Source organism: Dellaglioa sp. CoH-57-MRSF-17 (assembly GCF_056782015.1).
On the sequence record NZ_JBXAXY010000004.1, the window covers coordinates 65,460 to 83,087 of the forward strand.

The following is a 17,628-nucleotide window of genomic DNA, read 5'->3' on the forward strand; positions in this document are numbered from 1 at the left end:
TTAAGTCTGAAACACATCTGCGAGTTGATTTCCTAAACTAGTTAATTAGGGAAGTCCGGGATAAGCCCGTTATAGCTGTAGTTTAATAAACTCGTTAAGATTAAATTTGTGAGAATTTAATGATGTTTGAGGTGGTACCGCGATTCGTCGCCCTCTATAGTCAATAATGACTATAGAGTTTTTTTATACTCATTTTTATTAATCTACATAAGTTATTTTTCGTGAGAAAAATATGAATTTGAGGTGGCACCACGGCTATCGTCCTCTTGAGTCAATTTGATTTGGCTTGAGAGGATTTTTTTATTTAACTAAAGGGAGATAATGTAATGACTTATATATTAGAAATTTTGCCATCATTAATAGATGGTGCTAAATTAACGTTAGAAATATTTTTTTGGACGATCATTGGATCGATTCCACTTGGTTTAATTGTCGGATTAGGATTAATTTCAAAAATAAAACCAATTAAGTATTTTTTGAATTTTTATGTTTGGTTAATGCGAGGAACACCACTGCTACTACAATTAATTTTTGTGTTTTATGGACTACCAACACTACAACAGTTCCATATTCATATTGTATTCGGTCGATACGATGCGGCATTATTTGCATTTATTTTGAATTATGGTGCGTATTTTGCTGAAATATTTAGGGGTGGATTGCAATCGATTCCTAAAGGTCAATATGAAAGTGCAAAGGTATTGCGTCTATCATATTGGCAAACTATTAGGACAATTATTATTCCACAAGTGTTCAAGATCGTTTTACCTTCAATTGGAAATGAAATTATTAATTTAGTTAAAGATTCAAGTTTAGTATATGTTATTGGGTTAGGCGATTTATTAAGAGCCGGTAACGTAGCGACGAGTCGTGATGTAACACTCGTCCCACTATTGATGGTTGGGGCAATCTATCTGTTATTAACAGCTATATTTACACTTGTCTTGAAGAAAATTGAAAAACATTATAGTTATTACAAATAAGGAGTAATTCTATGCTAGAGTTAAAAAATATTAAAAAGTATTATGGAAAACGATTAATTTTAGATGATATTAATTTAACAGTTAATGATGGTGAAATTGTTAGTATTGTTGGTCCATCTGGTGGTGGAAAAACGACTTTATTGAGATGTATTAGTGGGTTAGAATCAATTGATTCTGGAGATATTCTAATTGATGCCTCACCATTTGATCCATATCGTAATAATACGAACGAAAGTGTTATTGGGGTAGTATTCCAGGAATTTCAATTATTCCCTCATCTTTCAGTGTTAGATAATATAACGTTAGCTCCAAAATTAGTTTTAAATCGTAATAAAGTCCAGGCCGAGGAAGAAGCACAAAAATTATTAGATCGCTTATCTCTCGGAAATAAAGGGCATTTATATCCTTACCAACTTTCAGGTGGGCAGAAACAACGAGTTGCAATTGCACGTGCATTAGCGATGAATCCTAAAATCTTGTGTTATGATGAACCAACTTCAGCACTTGATCCAGCACTACGCCAGGAAGTAGAGAATTTAATATTATCGTTGAAAGTAGACGGAATGACTCAAATAATAGTGACACATGATGTACCATTTGCTGAAAATATTGCGGATAAATTATTAAAAGTTAAGCCGCTAGAAGATTAGAGGATAATAAATGAATCAATTAGAAAAAAAAATTGTTTTTACAATATTATTTATGATGATGTTTATAGGATTAGCTGGCTGTAGCAATAGTAGCCAATCAATGAATTCGGTTGATAGTTGGAAATCAATTCAAAAAAAGGGTACCGTTGTTATCGGAATTGATGATAGTTTTGTGCCAATGACATTCAGACAAAAAGATGGTAGTTTAGTAGGATATGATGTTGATTTAGCAAAAAAAGTTTTTGAAAAATATGATATTCAAGTTGATTTCCAAACAATTGATTGGTCTATGAAAGAAACGGAATTAAAAAATGGGACAATTGATTTAATCTGGAATGGGTATACAAAAACAACTGCACGTGCTAAGAATGTTGCTTTCAGTCGTACATATTTAACGAACAAGCAAGTATTAGTAACAAAAAAATCAAGTGAAATTAATTCTTTTTCTGATATGAAACAAAAAATTTTAGGTGTTCAAAGTGGTTCAGCTGGATTTGATAGCTTAAATTTGCATCCAGATATTTTAAAAGATAATATTAAAGATAAAGAACCTGTTCAATATGATTCATTTGATAATGCTTTTATCGATTTAAATGCAGATAGAATTCAAGGACTTTTAATTGATGATGTCTATGCGAACTACTTTATTAAGCATCAGTCGAATTCAAATGCATATAACGTGATAAATGGTAATTTTAAAACTGAAGATTTTGCGGTAGGTATGCGAAAATCTGATACAACAATGCAATTAAAAATTAATAGGGCAATAACAGAGTTGCAAAACAAAGGTTATCTAAAAGAATTAAATCAAAAATGGTTTGGTGAAAATAATAATATTCAAAATAATTAATTTTGGAGGGACTATATGACATATGTAAATATTGGTGTGCTACTTGTTTTTTTATTGAACTTGTTAGCGGCAATTGTGACCGTCTTTAGAGAAAAACGTGATATTGCTGCAACATGGGCATGGCTTCTTGTCTTGATAGGTATACCTATTTTTGGATTTTTAATTTATCTTTTTTTTGGTAAGAAAATTTCAAAAGAAAAAATATTTGATATTAAAACACAGGGTCGTATGGGTGTTGACCAATTAGTAGATCAACAAAAAGAAGAATGGGCCAGAGGAGAATTAACAACAAGCGGTAAATATACTGATGATGTAAACGAAATCATGCATATGTTTTTAGAAATAGAGAAATCTATTTTAACTAAGAAGAATGAGGTTCAGTTATTTATTGATGGGCATGATAAGTTTAAGACGTTATTTCAAGACATTCGTAAAGCTAAACACCATATCCATGTTGAGTATTATGCATTCGAAGATGGGCATATTGGAAATGAACTATTGACGTTACTTGAAATGAAAGCAAATGAAGGTCTTGAAGTTAGAATCATCTATGATGCATTGGGATCAAAGGGAACTACTAAAAAATTCTTCAAACATCTTGAGGAATTGGGCGGTAAAGCAGAAGCCTTTCTGGGTTCACATTTTTCATTTTCAAATCTTCGTTTGAACTTTAGAGATCATAGAAAGATTGTCGTTATTGATGGTAAAATCGGTTACATCGGTGGATTCAATGTCGGTGATCAGTATCTAGGTGAAAGTGAGAAATTTGGTAACTGGCGAGATACACATATTCGCGTATTTGGAAACGCTGTCGGATCACTACAAAGTAGGTTCATTATGGATTGGAATGCAACTGCGAGAAATAATCAGATTAATTACCAGTCAAGTTATTTTCCACAAACTGTTACAAAAGGTAAAGTTAACATGCAAATTGTTTCTAGTGGACCTGATTCAGAAATTGAACAAATAAAAAAAGGTTATATTAAGTTAATTAATTCAGCTAAAAAATATATTTATATTCAAACACCTTATTTAATTCCAGATGATTCTGTTATAGAAGCGTTAGATATTGCGGTATCTTCAGGCGTTCAGGTTAGAATTATGATTCCTTGTATGCCAGATCATGCCTTTGTTTATCGTGCTACACAGTATTATGCGAAAGATCTAACGAATATTGGTGTAGAAATTTATCAATACAACAATGGATTTTTACACGCTAAAACAGTTGTAATTGATGAAATGGTTGCATCCGTTGGTTCAGCTAATTTTGATTTTAGAAGTTTTAAGTTAAACTTTGAAGCGAATGCATTTATTTATGATGTAGGTGTGGCAAGCACACTTAAAACAATTTTTGAAACTGATATGGAACAAAGTAGTCTTTTAACGAAAAGGTATTTTAATGATCAATCACATTGGTTGAAATTTAAGCAACAGTTTTCAAGACTTCTTTCACCGATATTATAGGAATGGAAACGCTTGACGTTTTTCAGGATGTATGCGATATTATTAATCGGAGACCAACACAAAGGGGAGCCGATTAATTTTGGCTGAGAGTGAAGAAATTCAGACCCTTGGAACCTGTTTGTTAATGCAAACGTAGGAATTGTGTGTAGAAGATTAACACCTTCTTTGTGCTTGGTTTACTAAGTCAAAGGAGGTTTTTTTGTTGGAAAGAAAAAAATTATTGATATTACTAGAAGGGGTCGTTATGGCCGCTTTAGCAATGGCGCTATCATTTGTTCCTAATCCGCCAAATATTGATATTGCACTAGGTGTGTTACCTATTGTGGTATACAGTTTACGACGCGGATTAAAAATGGGATTAATTATTGGGTTACTATATGGTATATTACCTATTTTAATTGGAACTGCGTTTGTATTAACGCCGGTTCAGGCTATCTTAGAGTATCCAGTTGCTAATTTGGTACTAGGATTTTCTGGGTTATTCTCTGCTCGTTTTTTAAGTCAGTTGCGTACTAAAAATATGCGTGGTGCCATACAATCACTGACTTTTGCGATTTTAATAGCTGTATTTCTAAAATACAGTGCTCATTTTATGGCTGGTATCATTTTTTGGTCAAAATATGTTCAATGGGGGCTTTCTCCAGTTGTGTACTCAGCAGTTGTCAATGGTGGGAGTATGATTATTAACATGATTATTGCTACCTTGATACTTAGTATCATACTTAAAAAAAGTCCAGGAATCTTCCTAGCTAAATAGAATAGACAGAAAAAGACGGATATAATAATCCGCCTTTTTTTATAAAAAAGGTTCCTAGCTAATTAAGCTGGGAACCTTTAAAATTTTTATTTTTAAATTAAGCGATTGACATAACTGCGGTTAAAACGACACCACCGACTGTTACAAGAATCATTAACCACACGACAAACATTGTGATTTTTTGGAATGTAGATTTCTTTTTCTTCATGTTTTACCCACCCTCTCAAATCTAATAGTGTAACTATAACTTTTTTATAAGTAAAATGTCAACTTAAAAGTAGTCATTTTTCTTTAAATAATAAGCAGTTAATAAACAAATTATTAACGTGATTAATTGTAACCACCAGAATGAAAAATGAGTGTCTGCACCAGGAAGGGATACGTTCATGCCGAACATACCGCCAACGATTGTTGGTATCGTTAAAATAATCGTCATCGACGTTAAGACCTTCATGATAATATTTAAATTGTTTGAAATAACTGATGAAACCATTTCACCATAATTCTCTAATATTTTAGTTTGAATGCTTGTCATTGTTTCGGCTTGTTGGTTCTCGATTAAAACATCTGTGAGTAAATCATCAGTTGCCTTTTGTTTGAAATGCTCATTTGAGTCAACCATAGATTGAAGTACTGGATTATTTTTCTTTAAAGCAGCATCAAAATAAACTAAACTTTTTTGCATTGACATCATTTGATAATATTGCTCATTTTTAGTTGCTTTAGCAAGTGATTTTTCTAAATTTTCGGTTTCTTGAATGATAGATTTTAACGCAACGACAAAACTTTGTGATAGATACCAAAGTAATTTCAAAGTGAATTGATCCGATGTTATCGTTTTAATTTGATGAATTGGACTATCCGCGATAAATTTACTGATAAAATCTGGTTCACTATTTGAGACTGTAATTATTGCATCATCTGCTAAGATAATTGAAAAAGGAAACGTTTGGTATTCTAAGTAGCCTAGCGAGTTTCTAATGCGATGAGGGTACTGCATTAAGACTAAGTCAGGAACAATATTTTGAGACAATCCTTCAGTTCTTGAATTTTCTTGATCATCTGAAATAGCGGTCATATAGTCTCGTGGTATAGCATACTTTTTAATAAGTTCATTTATTTCTATTTCAGAAGGATTTGTAACGTTAATCCAACATGATTTACTGTATTCTTTTATTTTTTGAATTGTACCTAACTCAGTTGATGTATAATATTCTATCAATATCAAAGTCCCCTTTATTCGAATAACATAATACATAGTATACCAAATTTTTTAAGCTTTCGTTAATTCAGACATCTAGTTGTTAAGATTAGTTCAAATACGCTATAATAGTAAACATAACTGTAACCTAAATTGAAATATATGGTAGAATCATCTATAATATAAGACATTGATTTTTATGAAAATGAGGGATGAAAATATGTGTGGATTTGCAGGTGTATTGAGCGACAGACAAAAAAATACCAATGATGATTACGATAAAATTGTTCATAATATGACAAAAATGATTGTTCACCGTGGTCCTGATGATTCAGGTTATTTTAGTGATGATGATATAACAATGGGATTTAGAAGATTAAGTATTATTGATTTAGAAGGCGGACACCAACCACTTTCATATGAAAATGAACGTTACTGGTTAACTTTCAACGGTGAAATCTATAATTATATTGAACTACGTGAAGCATTAGTTGCTGATGGTTATGAATTTAAAACAGATTCTGATTCAGAAGTCATTTTAGGTATGTATGCTAAGTACGGTGCAGAAGCTGTTAAGCAATTCCGCGGAATGTTTGGATTTGTTATCTGGGATACGCAAGAAAAAACACTTTTTGCTGCCCGTGATCAATTTGGGATTAAACCATTTTATTACGCTATAGCAGATGACAATTTTTATTATGGTTCGGAAAGTAAAGCTATTTATAAAGTTTTAAAAAATAAGACATTTGATAAAGATGCACTTCAAGATTATATGACATTCCAATTTGTACCAGAACCAGAAACGTTAACTAAAGAAATTGATATGTTACAACCTGGACATTATTTAACGAAAAAATTAGGCGAGAAGCCAGTCATTACACGATATTTTTCTGCCGAATTTCATCCAGTAGTTCGTCCAGAAGAGACATATATTAAACGTATTAAAGACGTCTTAATTGATTCAGTTGATAAGCATATGCGTGCCGATGTACCAGTTGGTTCATTCTTATCTGGTGGAATTGATTCGTCTATTATTGTTGCTATTGCTAAAGAATTAAATCCAAAATTAGAAACAATTTCAGTTGGATTTGAACGTGAAGGCTATAGTGAAATAGATGTTGCGCAAGAAACCGCAGAAAAATTAAATGTCGCTAATTTTAGTTCTGTTATTACGGCTGAAGCATTTATGAAGGCTTTTCCACATTTTATTTGGAATATGGATGATCCCTTGGCTGATCCGGCTGCTGTGCCTCAATATTTCCTTGCTAAAGAGGCCAGAAAACGTGTTAAAGTTGCATTGACGGGTGAAGGTGCTGATGAACTATTTGGTGGTTACACTATTTATCATGAACCTGAATCATTAAAAGGATTTAAATACACTAAACCAATTAATGGTGCGTTGAATAAAATTGCTCAAATGATGCCTAAAGGGATGCGTGGACAAAGTTTCCTTCTTCGAGGCACGACACCAATGGAGGATCGTTACGTTGGTAATGCTTTTATTTTTAATGAAAAAGAAAAAGAAGCATTCTTTAAAGACTATAATAAAAATCATCCATTCCAAAGTATTACTGGCCAATATTATAATGCATCAAAAGATTACAATAAAATAGATCAAATGCAATTTATTGATATGCATACATGGTTAAATGGAGATTTATTGCATAATGCCGATCGTACAACAATGGCACACAGCATAGAATTGAGAACACCATTTTTGGATAAAGAAGTTTTTGCAGTTGCTTCTGAAGTGCCTGCAGATTTGAGAATTGCACATGGAACAACCAAGTATGCTTTACGCAAAGCTGCTGAAGGTATCGTTCCTGACCATGTTTTAAATCGTAAAAAATTAGGTTTCCCTGTGCCTATTCGTTTTTGGTTAAAAGACGAAATGTATGACTGGGCTAAACAAATTATTAATGATTCTCAAACAGATGAATTTTTTAACAAACAATATTTCATAGATTTATTGGATGAACATCGTGCTGGTGTTAGAGATAACTCCAGAAAAATATGGACTGTCTTAACATTTATGGTATGGCATCGTATTTACATTGAAAGTGACATATTAGAAGATAGTAAAACAGTAACAGAAAAAGCTAAATAATAAATAGTGGGAGTTCAAAATAATGACAATTATGGTTCAGAAGTTTGGTGGCACATCGGTTCAAGACGATGAGTCGAGACGAGCAGCTTTAAAACACGTAAAATATTCAGTTGATAAAGGGTATCAAGTCGTTGTCGTTGTTTCAGCAATTGGGCGTAAAGGTGCACCTTATGCAACTGATTCATTATTAGGACTTGTCGATGGAGAGCAATCATTACTTTCTAATAGAGAACTTGATATGATTGTTTCTGTTGGTGAAACTATTTCTGCCGCAGTTTTTTCTGAATTATTGAATAAGGAAGGCATTAAAGCTGCTGCTTTAACAGGGCAGGATGCTGGAGTTGAAACAACTGATGAATTTCAGAATGCTAAAGTAATTAACATTAATACTGATTTAATTGATGAGGCATTTAAAGATGCTGATGTTTTAGTTGTGACTGGGTTCCAAGGTGCTACAAGTAAAGGTCAAACGACGACTATTGGGCGTGGTGGAAGTGATACGACAGCTGCATTACTTGGAGCAGCATTAGATGCTGAACGTGTCGATATTTTTACTGACGTGTCAGGGATGATGACTGCCGATCCTAGATTAGTTACAAAGGCAAAATTTCTAGAAACAGTCAGTTATGAAGAAGTTGCAAATATGGCTCATGAAGGTGCGAAAGTTATCCATCCTCGTGCAGTGGAAATTGCGCAACAAGCCCATGTTCCAGTTCGGATTCGCTCAACTTGGCAAAGTCCTGAAGAGATGGGAACCCTTGTGACCGACCGAAACTTAGGTGTAAAGCATTATCGTAGTGTAACTGGTATTGCTCATGTGACTGGACTCAGTCAATTTACAATTAAAACAGTTAATCATGCTCCAAAAGATGTTTTTAATTTGATGTCCAATAATAATTTGAGCGTTGATTTTATTAATATCTCACCTGGCAAAGTCCTCTTTAATTTGTTCAATGATGATGAAAAAAAAGCTAAACAACTTTTAGTAGATGCTGGAATTGATGTCTCAGTGCTTCCAAACTGTGCGAAAGTTTCAATTGTGGGAGCGGGGATGACTGGAACACCAGGTGTTACGGCCAAAATTGTAACAGCACTAGCTGAGAAGGATATTAATATTCTTCAAACAACTGATAGTTATACGACAATTTGGATTTTAGTTCAACAGGACGATTTAAAAACTGCTGTTAATGCATTACATGATGTCTTTTTAAGCAGTATCTAAAAGGGGTAATTTATGAAACTTTTACCATTTTTTGGAACTTGGTATGGGTCGATAATTTTAATATTTGGATATATTCTAATTTTAACTTTACTTAAACGTATTTTACGTAAAAATTGGCCTAAACGGTTGCAAATCATTGATTTTTTACCACCATTACTTCTTTTATTGACACATATTTTATCAGTACGAGAGTTTAATTTATCGATTACACCATTTATAATATTTTCTTGGTGCTTAATTGGTATTGCTAGTGCGCTTATGTATGCGTATCGAGATGGAGAATTAATTTATGCAAAATTTTTCAAGACCATTTGGAAAATTACTGATATTTATATGCTTGGATGGTACCTCTTAATGCTTCTCTTTTTAGTACTATTTTAAGGATATCGTCCTACATTTTTAATTATAAGTAATGTAAAAAACACTTAATCTAAAAAGGATTGAGTGTTTTTTTGTATATTATCATTTAAAATCATAATATTGGGGAATTCAGTGGTGGAATGTGGGGCATTGTGGTAAAATTTAAATAGTTACTATGAAGGGGGGCTGTACACAATGTTTATGGGCGAATTTAAACACACTTTAGATACTAAAGGTAGATTAATTATTCCAGCTAAATTTCGTGAGGAATTAGGTGAGAAATTTGTTATTACTCGAGGTATGGATGGTTGTTTATTCGGATATACACAAACAGAGTGGACACTCCTAGAAGAAAAGCTTAAAACACTCCCTTTAACAAAAAAAGATTCACGGGCTTTTGTAAGATTTTTATATTCTGCAGCTACAGAATGTGAATTTGATAAACAAGGCCGTATTAATATTCCAGTTCCTTTAAGAACACATGCTGATTTAGAAAAAAAATGTGTGCTAGTAGGTGTTTCAAACAGATTCGAAGTATGGAGTGAAGATCGATGGAATAGTTTTTCAGAGAGTGCATCAGAAAATTTTGATGAAATTGCAGAAAATATGATTGATTTTGGATTTTAAATAACACGTATGAAAGGGGATAAAACTATGACGACATTTGAACATGAAACAGTACTACTAAATGAAGCAGTAGATGGGTTGGCTATTAAACCAGATGGTATATATGTTGATTGTACTTTGGGTGGCGGTGGACATAGTGCCCTAATCCTGTCTCAACTAAGTACGGAGGGACATTTATATGCTTTTGACCAAGATCAAACAGCGATTACTTATAATGAAGGGCATTTAAAAAAATACATAGAAAATGGACAAGTTACGTTTATTAAACGCAATTTTAAAGATTTAAAAGCCGCGTTACTGGAACTTAATGTCACGGAAGTAGATGGTGTACTCTATGACTTAGGTGTATCATCCCCACAATTTGATGTCGCAGAACGAGGCTTCAGTTATCAGCACGATGCGCCGTTAGATATGAGGATGGATTTAAGTGCAGAATTAACAGCTAAAGAGATTGTTAATAATTGGACATATCAAGAACTTATTAGAATCTTTTTTAGATATGGTGAAGAAAAATTTGCAAAGTCAATTGCTCGTCAGATTGAAAATGCTAGAGAAAATGAAGAAATTGTTACAACTAGTCAATTAGTTGAATTAATTAAAATGGGTATTCCGGCTCGTGCAAGACGAACAGGTGGGCACCCTGCTAAAAAAGTTTTTCAAGCTATTCGAATTGCGGTTAATGATGAATTGGGTGTTTTAGAAGATTCATTAGAGCAAGCAATTGATTTAATTAATGTTAAGGGGCAAGTTAGCGTTATTACATTTCAGTCATTAGAAGATAGATTGGTCAAAACGATGTTTAAGGAACGAACAAGTTTACCAGAGTTACCACCGGGTTTACCTGTAATTCCAGATAATATTCAGCCAAATTATGCACTAGTTAATAAAAAGCCAATTTTACCATCAGAATTAGAATTACAGAATAATAGGCGTGCACATTCAGCAAAATTGAGAATTATAAAACGATTGAAAAAATAATATTTTATAATAAAGGGGTTACATATCATGGCACAAAATAGCACAGCACGACAAATGCCAAGAGAATATAAAGAAAATCCAAGACAACAACCTATACATAAAAAAACAGTGGGATCACAAAGTGTTGCATTTTCTAGAATTGAAAAATCATTATTTGGTTTAATTGGTGCAATTTCTTTGGTACTTATGCTTATGCTAGTTTCATCTCAGGTAGAGTTGTCTAATAGTAGTCAATTTTTACAAAATATTAACAGCGAAATAACAGCTATTCAAACTAAGAGTTCTGATTTGACACAAGAAGTGAACGAACTTGCCAGTAATGATCGATTAAATAGTATCGCTAATAAAAATGGTCTTAATTTAAGTGAGAGTAGAATAAGGAATGTAACGAAATGAATAATCAAAAGCAACGGATGATAAATGACATGAAAAAGAAACGTAGAAATAGGCAAAGGTTTGGTGTGCTACTAATCCTGGCCGTTTTAGCGATTCTTTTGATGTTTATCATTCGTTTTTCTTATATTGTAATAGGTGGAAAAGTTTCAGATGTTAATTTAAGTAGCCAAACACAGGCACTTTATGAAAATAGTCGAATTGATAAAGCAAATAGAGGAACCATTTATGATGATTCAAATCAACCGATTGCTGAAGATACAACAAACTACTCAATTTATGCAGTTCTATCAAAATCATATGTTGGTGCAAATAACAAAGCGTTATACGTTACTGATAAGAGTAAAGCTGCAAAAGTTATTAGTGATGCGATTGGAATGAAAGAATCTAAAGTTTACAATATTTTGAATGCAAAAAAAGGAACTTACCAAGTTGAATTTGGTAATTCTGGTAAAAACTTATCTTTGGAAACAAAAAACAAGATAGAATCAGCAGATTTAAAAGGTATTTATTTCACTGAAACACAAGCAAGATTATATCCAAATGGTGTTTTTGCATCACATTTAATTGGTGTGACAAAAAGCACTTCAAAAAAAGGTGATTCAACTTTATCTGGTGTAATGGGACTAGAATTAGCATTTAATAAACAATTAAGTGGAACAGACGGGTTAAAAAAGGTCCAAAAAGATAGTTATGGTTACCAACTACCAAACTCAAAGACAAAAACAAAAAAAGTTGAAAATGGAAATAATATTTATACAACCATTGATACAAAATTACAAACGTATCTTGAAACAACTCTAACTAACGTACAAAAAACATATAATCCTAAATCAATGAATGTTGTTATAATGAATGCTAAAAATGGAAAAATTTTGGCAGGAAGTCAACGGCCTACATTTAATGCAGATACCAAAAGTGGTATTTCAAAGATGTGGCGTAATACGCTAATTGAAGATAGTTATGAACCTGGCTCGACTATGAAAGTATTTACAATGGCAGCTGCTATTGAAAATAATGCCTACAATGAGAATGCCGTCTATAAATCAGGTGTTTTAAAAGTGGGAACTAAGATTGTTCCTGATTGGAATACATCTGGTTGGGGTTTAATCACTTATCGTGAAGGTTTCGCTCGTTCAAGTAATGTTGGTATGGCTAAGTTGGAACAAGCGATGGGGCATACTGCTTGGCTTAAATATATTAAAAAATTTGGTTTCCTGGAAAGTACAAATCTGGGATTAGCTAATGAAGCAAAAGGTAGTATTGAATTTCAATACCCAATTGAACAAGCAGATACAGCTTTTGGTCAAGGAATAAATGTGACAACTATGCAAATGATGCAAGGTTTTACGGCATTTGCAAACAACGGTAAGATGATCAAACCAACGCTTGTGGATAAAATTGTAGATCCTAATACTGGAAAAACAACGTATCAAGCTAAAACAACAAATTTAGGACAAGTTATTAAAAAATCAACGTCTAAAGAAGTATTAAGCATGATGCAAGATGTTATCTACAAAAATTATGGGACCGGTAATGCCTTTAAAATTGATGGTTACAAGATAGCTGCAAAAACAGGAACTGCCCAAATTTCGGATCCAAATGGAACTGGATATCTAACGGGTGATGCAAATTATGTCTTTTCAGTTGTAGGTATGGCGCCGGCCAAAGATCCAAAATATATTATGTATGTAACGATGAAACAACCACAAAATATGCAAGGTACCAGTGGTAATGCTATTTTGGCACAAATATTTAATCCATTGATGAAGAGGACTTTAGAAGAAGACAGTTCAACAGCGGTATCAACTGCAAAGACTAATGTAACAGTAGCAGACGTTACAAATAGTTCAACTTCATCAGCTAAAACAAAATTAAACGAACAAAATCTAGATATTGCAGTTATCGGACATGGCAGAACGGTAGCTAATCAGTATCCACCTGCTGGAACGACTGTATTATCCGGACGTAAAATATTGTTATTAACAAATGGTGAAATGATTATGCCTGATTTAACCGGTTGGTCAAAGAGTGATGCGGTGAATGCTGCAGAATTAATGAAACTAAACTTAACGACAACGGGTAGTGGTTATGTAGCAGCTCAAAGTATTAAGGCGAATACAGTTGTTAAAAAATCAACTATGGTGAAATTAACGTTAAAATAAAAAGGTGAATATAGATATGAGAGCAGATAAATTAATCCAAAGTTTAAAATTTAAACGAGTATCAACGGCGATTGATTCAGAGTTAGATATTAAGCTATTAACACAAGATACAAGAGAAGTTGTTGAAGATAGTCTATTTGTTGCTGTTGAAGGTTATACAGTTGATGGACATGATTTTGTGAATCAAGCGGTTGAAAAAGGTGCGAAGATTATTATTGCTCGTAAACCAGTTGATGTACCTGTTCCAGTCGTTTATGTCCAAGATACAAATCGTGCGATGGCAATTCTTGCCGATGCATTTTATGGCGTCCCAAGTCAGCAGATGAGAATGATTGGTGTTACTGGTACAAATGGTAAGACGACTGTTACACATTTGATTGAACAAATTTATCGTGACTTAAATCAAAAAACAGGTTTAATCGGTACAATGTATCGTAAAATAAATGATACACTGTATCCTTCGAATAATACAACTCCAGATGTTATTACATTGCAAAGAACTTTAGCACAAATGAAACAAGAAAAAGTTGAAACTGTTGCAATGGAAGTTTCTTCACATGCGTTAGTCTTAGGACGTGTATGGGGTATTGATTTTGATATCGCAGTTTTTACAAATTTGACACAAGATCATTTAGATTTTCATAAAACAATGGAAAATTATGCACATGCAAAAAGTATGTTATTTGCTCAGTTGGGTAATCATTATACTGAATCAGGCGACTCAAAAGTGGCTGTTTTAAATTTTGATGACCCAGTGGCTCGAACGTTTACTCAGTTTACTTCTGCTCAAATATTATCTTACGGTATCGAAAATGATGATGCCATGATTCAAGCTAAAAATATTGAAATTAAGAGTCATGGAACTGAGTTTGATTTAATTCTTTTTGGTGAAACAACTCATGTTACAATGCAATTAATCGGCTTGTTTAATGTTTATAATATGCTTGCTGCGTTTAGTGCCGCATATGCTGCTGGACTTGATGAAACACAAATTATTAAATCACTTGAAAAAGTGACTGGTGTTAAAGGTCGTTTTCAATTAGTGCCTTCTAAAACGGGTATCAGTGTAATTGTAGATTACGCGCACACACCAGATGGGTTATTAAATGTCTTAGAGACAATACAAGATTTTGCACAAAATAAAATTTATTGCATTGTTGGCTGCGGTGGTGATCGTGATAAAGGAAAACGTCCTAAAATGGCAAAAATTGCTGCTGACCATAGTGATTACCCAGTATTTACTATGGATAATCCTAGAACTGAAGATCCTAAGGAAATTATGGCAGACATGCTGACTGGAATTCCAGAAAATAGAGCAACTGTTATAATGGATCGACACGATGCAATTGCTCAAACAATAAAAAAGGCGCAACCAGGAGATGTTATTTTAATTGCTGGTAAAGGTCATGAAGATTATCAAATTCTTGGTCGAGAAAAAGTGCATTTTGACGATGTTGAAGAAGCATCGGGAGCATTAAATAAAAAATAAGAATTGAGTGAGGATAAGACAATGACTAAACCAGAAATGTTTATACCGTTGGTAAGTGGATTCGCATTAACGTTTATGTTTATGCCATTATTTATTGGCTATTTTAGAATACGTAAACAAGGGCAAATGATTAGAGAAGAAGGACCAAAATGGCATGAGAAAAAGTCTGGTACACCAACAATGGGTGGATTTGTCTTTAATATTGCTATTATTATTACTGCAATTTGGACAGGTATATGGGCTAATTCTATGACACCAGCGATGATGATTATGATTTTCATCTTATTTTTATATGCTATTTTAGGATTTTGGGATGACAGTATCAAATTATTCAAACGACAAAATGAAGGTTTAAAGCCTTGGCAAAAATTATTGGGTCAAATAGTTGGTGGATTAATCTTCACCGTCGTTTATGTCCATGAACATTTGCCACTTGCAATTAATGTCTTTGGTTTTGGTGAGGTCTCAATCGGTATTCTTTATGCTGTATTCATTATTATTTGGCTTGTTGGATTCTCTAATGCGGTTAATTTAACTGATGGAATTGACGGTCTTGTTTCAGGTCAATCAATTATTGCATTCGGTGCATATGCAGTTGTTGCGCAAGTACAACAACAAAAGGATGTACTTATTTTTTGTTTATCTGTCATTGGCGCATTAATTGCGTTCATTTGGTTTAATCATAAACCAGCTAAAGTTTTCATGGGAGATATGGGATCGTTAGCATTAGGTGGTGCATTAGCAACCGTTTCAATTTTATTACACCAAGAACTATCACTCATTTTTATTGGTATTATATTTGTTTGTGAGACGGCAAGTGTTATTTTACAAGTAGCTTCATTTAAATTAACAGGTAAACGCATATTCAAGATGAGCCCAATTCATCATCATTTTGAAATGAGTGGTTGGAATGAATGGAAAATTGATATTGTCTTTTGGACTATTGGGTTAATTGCTGCGATTTTAACGTTACTAGTCATTTTATAAAGGGAGATTTAATTGGAATGAAAAATATTACGAATTATCAAAATAAAAAGGTTCTAGTTGTAGGTTTAGCAAAGAGTGGCTTGAATGCAGCCAAACTTTTAAAAGATTTAGGCGCATTTGTGACTGTGAATGATCATAAAAATATTGATGATAACCCTGAAGCTAAAGAGCTTTTGGCTGAAGGAATCAAAGTGATTACGGGCGGACACCCACTCTCTTTACTAGATGAGGATTTTGAGTTAGTCGTAAAAAACCCTGGAATTCCATATACAAATTTACTTATTGAAAAGGCAATGGAAAAAGGTTTACCTATTATTACAGAACCAGAGCTTGCTTATGAAATTTCTGAAGCGCCAATGATCGGGGTTACAGGAACGAATGGTAAGACAACTACAACGACGCTGATTTCATTGATGTTAAATCAAGAAAGAAAGCAAGGACGTGCATTTGTCGCTGGAAATATTGGTGTTCCATCTGTTGCCGTAGCAAAAAAGGTAACCAAAAATGATATTATTGTAGCTGAATTATCAAGTTTTCAATTATGTGGCATTGATAAATTGAAACCAGAAATAGCCGTTATTACTAATATTTATGAGGCACATACGGATTACCATAAAACTCGAGAAAATTATGTGAAAGCAAAAATGAGAATAACTGAAAATCAAGATTCTAGTGATTTTCTTGTTGTCAATTGGGATTTAAAAGAACTTCGTGAACTAGCTAAAACAAGTTCTGCTAACATTGTGCCATTTTCTAGATTAGATGAAATTGAAACAGGGGCTTATGTAAAAGACGGAAATATTTACTATCAGAATGAATTCATTATGAAATCGGATGAAGTTAATATTCCTGGTGAACATAATATTGAAAATGCGCTTGCAGCTATCGTAACTGCTAAAATTAAAGGTGTAACAAATACTGCTATTCAAGAAGTATTATCGACATTTACAGGAGTACGCCACCGTACACAGTTTGTTAGCGCATGGCATAATCGCAAATTCTATAATGATTCAAAGGCAACTAATATTGAAGCAACTGAGATGGCTGTAAAAGGATTTTCGAATCCAATTATACTATTAGCTGGTGGATTAGATAGAGGATTTACGTTTGAAAAATTGGTGCCTGTACTTAAAGCACATGTAAAAGCAATGATTGTTTTCGGTGAAACAGCTGATTTAATGCGAAATGCTGGAGAAGCGGCAGGTATTACTCAAATTAAGCAAGTCACTGATGTTGTTGCAGCTGTTCCCGAAGCATATAAATTAAGTGATAACAATGATATTATATTGTTATCCCCAGCAGCAGCTAGTTGGGATCAATATCCTTCATTTGAAGTACGTGGTGACAAATATATTGAAGCGGTTGAAAAATTAATGCAAGTAGAGGATAAATAAA

At 33.3% G+C, this 17,628-nt stretch carries 17 protein-coding genes, 1 riboswitch and 1 other annotated feature (1 of these 19 cut by a window edge); of the genes, 15 read left to right on the forward strand and 2 right to left on the reverse strand.

Annotation, left to right across the window (positions count from 1 at the left end):
* Positions 1 to 158, forward strand: a binding site (T-box leader); it begins 76 nt to the left of the window's first position.
* Positions 159 to 326: 168 nt separating this feature from the next.
* The 5 genes from AC1RPJ_RS05500 to thiT all read left to right on the forward strand — a co-directional run bounded on the left by AC1RPJ_RS05500 (position 327) and on the right by thiT (position 4,704).
* Positions 327 to 983 carry an amino acid ABC transporter permease gene (locus AC1RPJ_RS05500; protein WP_409022354.1) on the forward strand — a complete coding sequence of 219 codons (657 nt, stop codon included), beginning with the start codon at positions 327 to 329 and terminating at the stop codon, positions 981 to 983.
* An 11-nt stretch (positions 984 to 994) separates the two neighbouring features.
* Complete coding sequence (locus AC1RPJ_RS05505; protein WP_409022355.1) at positions 995 to 1,633, forward strand: amino acid ABC transporter ATP-binding protein; 639 nt, start codon at positions 995 to 997, stop codon at positions 1,631 to 1,633.
* 10 nt (positions 1,634 to 1,643) lie between these two features.
* Positions 1,644 to 2,483, forward strand: coding sequence for an amino acid ABC transporter substrate-binding protein (locus tag AC1RPJ_RS05510; protein WP_481761672.1), 840 nt, complete (start codon positions 1,644 to 1,646; stop codon positions 2,481 to 2,483).
* 15 nt (positions 2,484 to 2,498) lie between these two features.
* The gene (cls, locus tag AC1RPJ_RS05515; protein ID WP_481761673.1) at positions 2,499 to 3,947 is read left to right on the forward strand and encodes a cardiolipin synthase; all 1,449 of its coding nucleotides are present in this window, start codon (positions 2,499 to 2,501) and stop codon (positions 3,945 to 3,947) included.
* Between the two features lie 52 nt (positions 3,948 to 3,999).
* Positions 4,000 to 4,103, forward strand: a riboswitch (TPP riboswitch).
* 46 nt (positions 4,104 to 4,149) lie between these two features.
* Positions 4,150 to 4,704 (forward strand): energy-coupled thiamine transporter ThiT, encoded by a 555-nt coding sequence (thiT, locus tag AC1RPJ_RS05520; protein WP_481761674.1) that lies wholly within the window; start codon positions 4,150 to 4,152, stop codon positions 4,702 to 4,704.
* 97 nt (positions 4,705 to 4,801) lie between these two features.
* On the opposite strand, the gene AC1RPJ_RS05525 is transcribed toward thiT, so the two are convergent.
* Entirely contained in the window at positions 4,802 to 4,912 is a 111-nt protein-coding gene (locus tag AC1RPJ_RS05525) for a DUF4044 domain-containing protein (protein WP_409022359.1), read from the reverse strand.
* 63 nt (positions 4,913 to 4,975) lie between these two features.
* Positions 4,976 to 5,926, reverse strand: coding sequence for a magnesium transporter CorA family protein (locus tag AC1RPJ_RS05530; RefSeq protein ID WP_409022360.1), 951 nt, complete (start codon positions 5,924 to 5,926; stop codon positions 4,976 to 4,978).
* Between the two features lie 199 nt (positions 5,927 to 6,125).
* Between AC1RPJ_RS05530 and asnB the strand changes: the two genes are divergently transcribed.
* From asnB to murD, 10 genes are all read left to right on the forward strand, one after another.
* Positions 6,126 to 8,012, forward strand: coding sequence for an asparagine synthase (glutamine-hydrolyzing) (gene asnB, locus AC1RPJ_RS05535; protein ID WP_481761723.1), 1,887 nt, complete (start codon positions 6,126 to 6,128; stop codon positions 8,010 to 8,012).
* A gap of 22 nt (positions 8,013 to 8,034) precedes the next feature.
* A complete protein-coding gene (dapG, locus tag AC1RPJ_RS05540; protein WP_481761675.1) occupies positions 8,035 to 9,234 on the forward strand; it encodes an aspartate kinase in 1,200 nt (399 codons plus the stop codon).
* Positions 9,235 to 9,246: 12 nt separating this feature from the next.
* Positions 9,247 to 9,615, forward strand: a complete 369-nt coding sequence (locus tag AC1RPJ_RS05545; protein ID WP_409022362.1) for a DUF3397 family protein — start codon at positions 9,247 to 9,249, stop codon at positions 9,613 to 9,615.
* Positions 9,616 to 9,789: 174 nt separating this feature from the next.
* Positions 9,790 to 10,221, forward strand: coding sequence for a division/cell wall cluster transcriptional repressor MraZ (gene mraZ, locus AC1RPJ_RS05550; protein WP_481761676.1), 432 nt, complete (start codon positions 9,790 to 9,792; stop codon positions 10,219 to 10,221).
* A 27-nt stretch (positions 10,222 to 10,248) separates the two neighbouring features.
* Positions 10,249 to 11,199, forward strand: a complete 951-nt coding sequence (rsmH, locus tag AC1RPJ_RS05555; RefSeq protein WP_481761677.1) for a 16S rRNA (cytosine(1402)-N(4))-methyltransferase RsmH — start codon at positions 10,249 to 10,251, stop codon at positions 11,197 to 11,199.
* Positions 11,200 to 11,226: 27 nt separating this feature from the next.
* Positions 11,227 to 11,595, forward strand: a complete 369-nt coding sequence (ftsL, locus tag AC1RPJ_RS05560; RefSeq protein WP_481761678.1) for a cell division protein FtsL — start codon at positions 11,227 to 11,229, stop codon at positions 11,593 to 11,595.
* Positions 11,592 to 13,757, forward strand: coding sequence for a penicillin-binding transpeptidase domain-containing protein (locus AC1RPJ_RS05565; protein ID WP_409022366.1), 2,166 nt, complete (start codon positions 11,592 to 11,594; stop codon positions 13,755 to 13,757). The genes ftsL and AC1RPJ_RS05565 overlap by 4 nt, the downstream gene beginning before the upstream one ends.
* Positions 13,758 to 13,773: 16 nt before the next feature.
* Positions 13,774 to 15,246: a UDP-N-acetylmuramoyl-L-alanyl-D-glutamate--2,6-diaminopimelate ligase gene (locus AC1RPJ_RS05570; RefSeq protein ID WP_481761679.1), complete on the forward strand. Its 1,473-nt coding sequence runs from the start codon at positions 13,774 to 13,776 to the stop codon at positions 15,244 to 15,246.
* Positions 15,247 to 15,267: 21 nt separating this feature from the next.
* Complete coding sequence (gene mraY, locus AC1RPJ_RS05575) at positions 15,268 to 16,233, forward strand: phospho-N-acetylmuramoyl-pentapeptide-transferase (RefSeq protein WP_409022368.1); 966 nt, start codon at positions 15,268 to 15,270, stop codon at positions 16,231 to 16,233.
* 17 nt (positions 16,234 to 16,250) lie between these two features.
* Positions 16,251 to 17,627 carry a UDP-N-acetylmuramoyl-L-alanine--D-glutamate ligase gene (murD, locus tag AC1RPJ_RS05580; protein WP_481761680.1) on the forward strand — a complete coding sequence of 459 codons (1,377 nt, stop codon included), beginning with the start codon at positions 16,251 to 16,253 and terminating at the stop codon, positions 17,625 to 17,627.
* The last annotated feature ends 1 nt before the right edge of the window (position 17,628 follow it).

Coding starts and splice junctions, on each gene's coding strand:
- AC1RPJ_RS05500 (WP_409022354.1), top strand. CDS start 327: ATGACTTATATATTAGAAATTTTGCCATCATTAATAGATGGTGCTAAA.
- AC1RPJ_RS05505 (WP_409022355.1), top strand. CDS start 995: ATGCTAGAGTTAAAAAATATTAAAAAGTATTATGGAAAACGATTAATT.
- AC1RPJ_RS05510 (WP_481761672.1), top strand. CDS start 1,644: ATGAATCAATTAGAAAAAAAAATTGTTTTTACAATATTATTTATGATG.
- cls (WP_481761673.1), top strand. CDS start 2,499: ATGACATATGTAAATATTGGTGTGCTACTTGTTTTTTTATTGAACTTG.
- AC1RPJ_RS05525 (WP_409022359.1), bottom strand. CDS start 4,912: ATGAAGAAAAAGAAATCTACATTCCAAAAAATCACAATGTTTGTCGTG.
- asnB (WP_481761723.1), top strand. CDS start 6,126: ATGTGTGGATTTGCAGGTGTATTGAGCGACAGACAAAAAAATACCAAT.
- dapG (WP_481761675.1), top strand. CDS start 8,035: ATGACAATTATGGTTCAGAAGTTTGGTGGCACATCGGTTCAAGACGAT.
- AC1RPJ_RS05545 (WP_409022362.1), top strand. CDS start 9,247: ATGAAACTTTTACCATTTTTTGGAACTTGGTATGGGTCGATAATTTTA.
- mraZ (WP_481761676.1), top strand. CDS start 9,790: ATGTTTATGGGCGAATTTAAACACACTTTAGATACTAAAGGTAGATTA.
- rsmH (WP_481761677.1), top strand. CDS start 10,249: ATGACGACATTTGAACATGAAACAGTACTACTAAATGAAGCAGTAGAT.
- ftsL (WP_481761678.1), top strand. CDS start 11,227: ATGGCACAAAATAGCACAGCACGACAAATGCCAAGAGAATATAAAGAA.
- AC1RPJ_RS05565 (WP_409022366.1), top strand. CDS start 11,592: ATGAATAATCAAAAGCAACGGATGATAAATGACATGAAAAAGAAACGT.
- AC1RPJ_RS05570 (WP_481761679.1), top strand. CDS start 13,774: ATGAGAGCAGATAAATTAATCCAAAGTTTAAAATTTAAACGAGTATCA.
- mraY (WP_409022368.1), top strand. CDS start 15,268: ATGACTAAACCAGAAATGTTTATACCGTTGGTAAGTGGATTCGCATTA.
- murD (WP_481761680.1), top strand. CDS start 16,251: ATGAAAAATATTACGAATTATCAAAATAAAAAGGTTCTAGTTGTAGGT.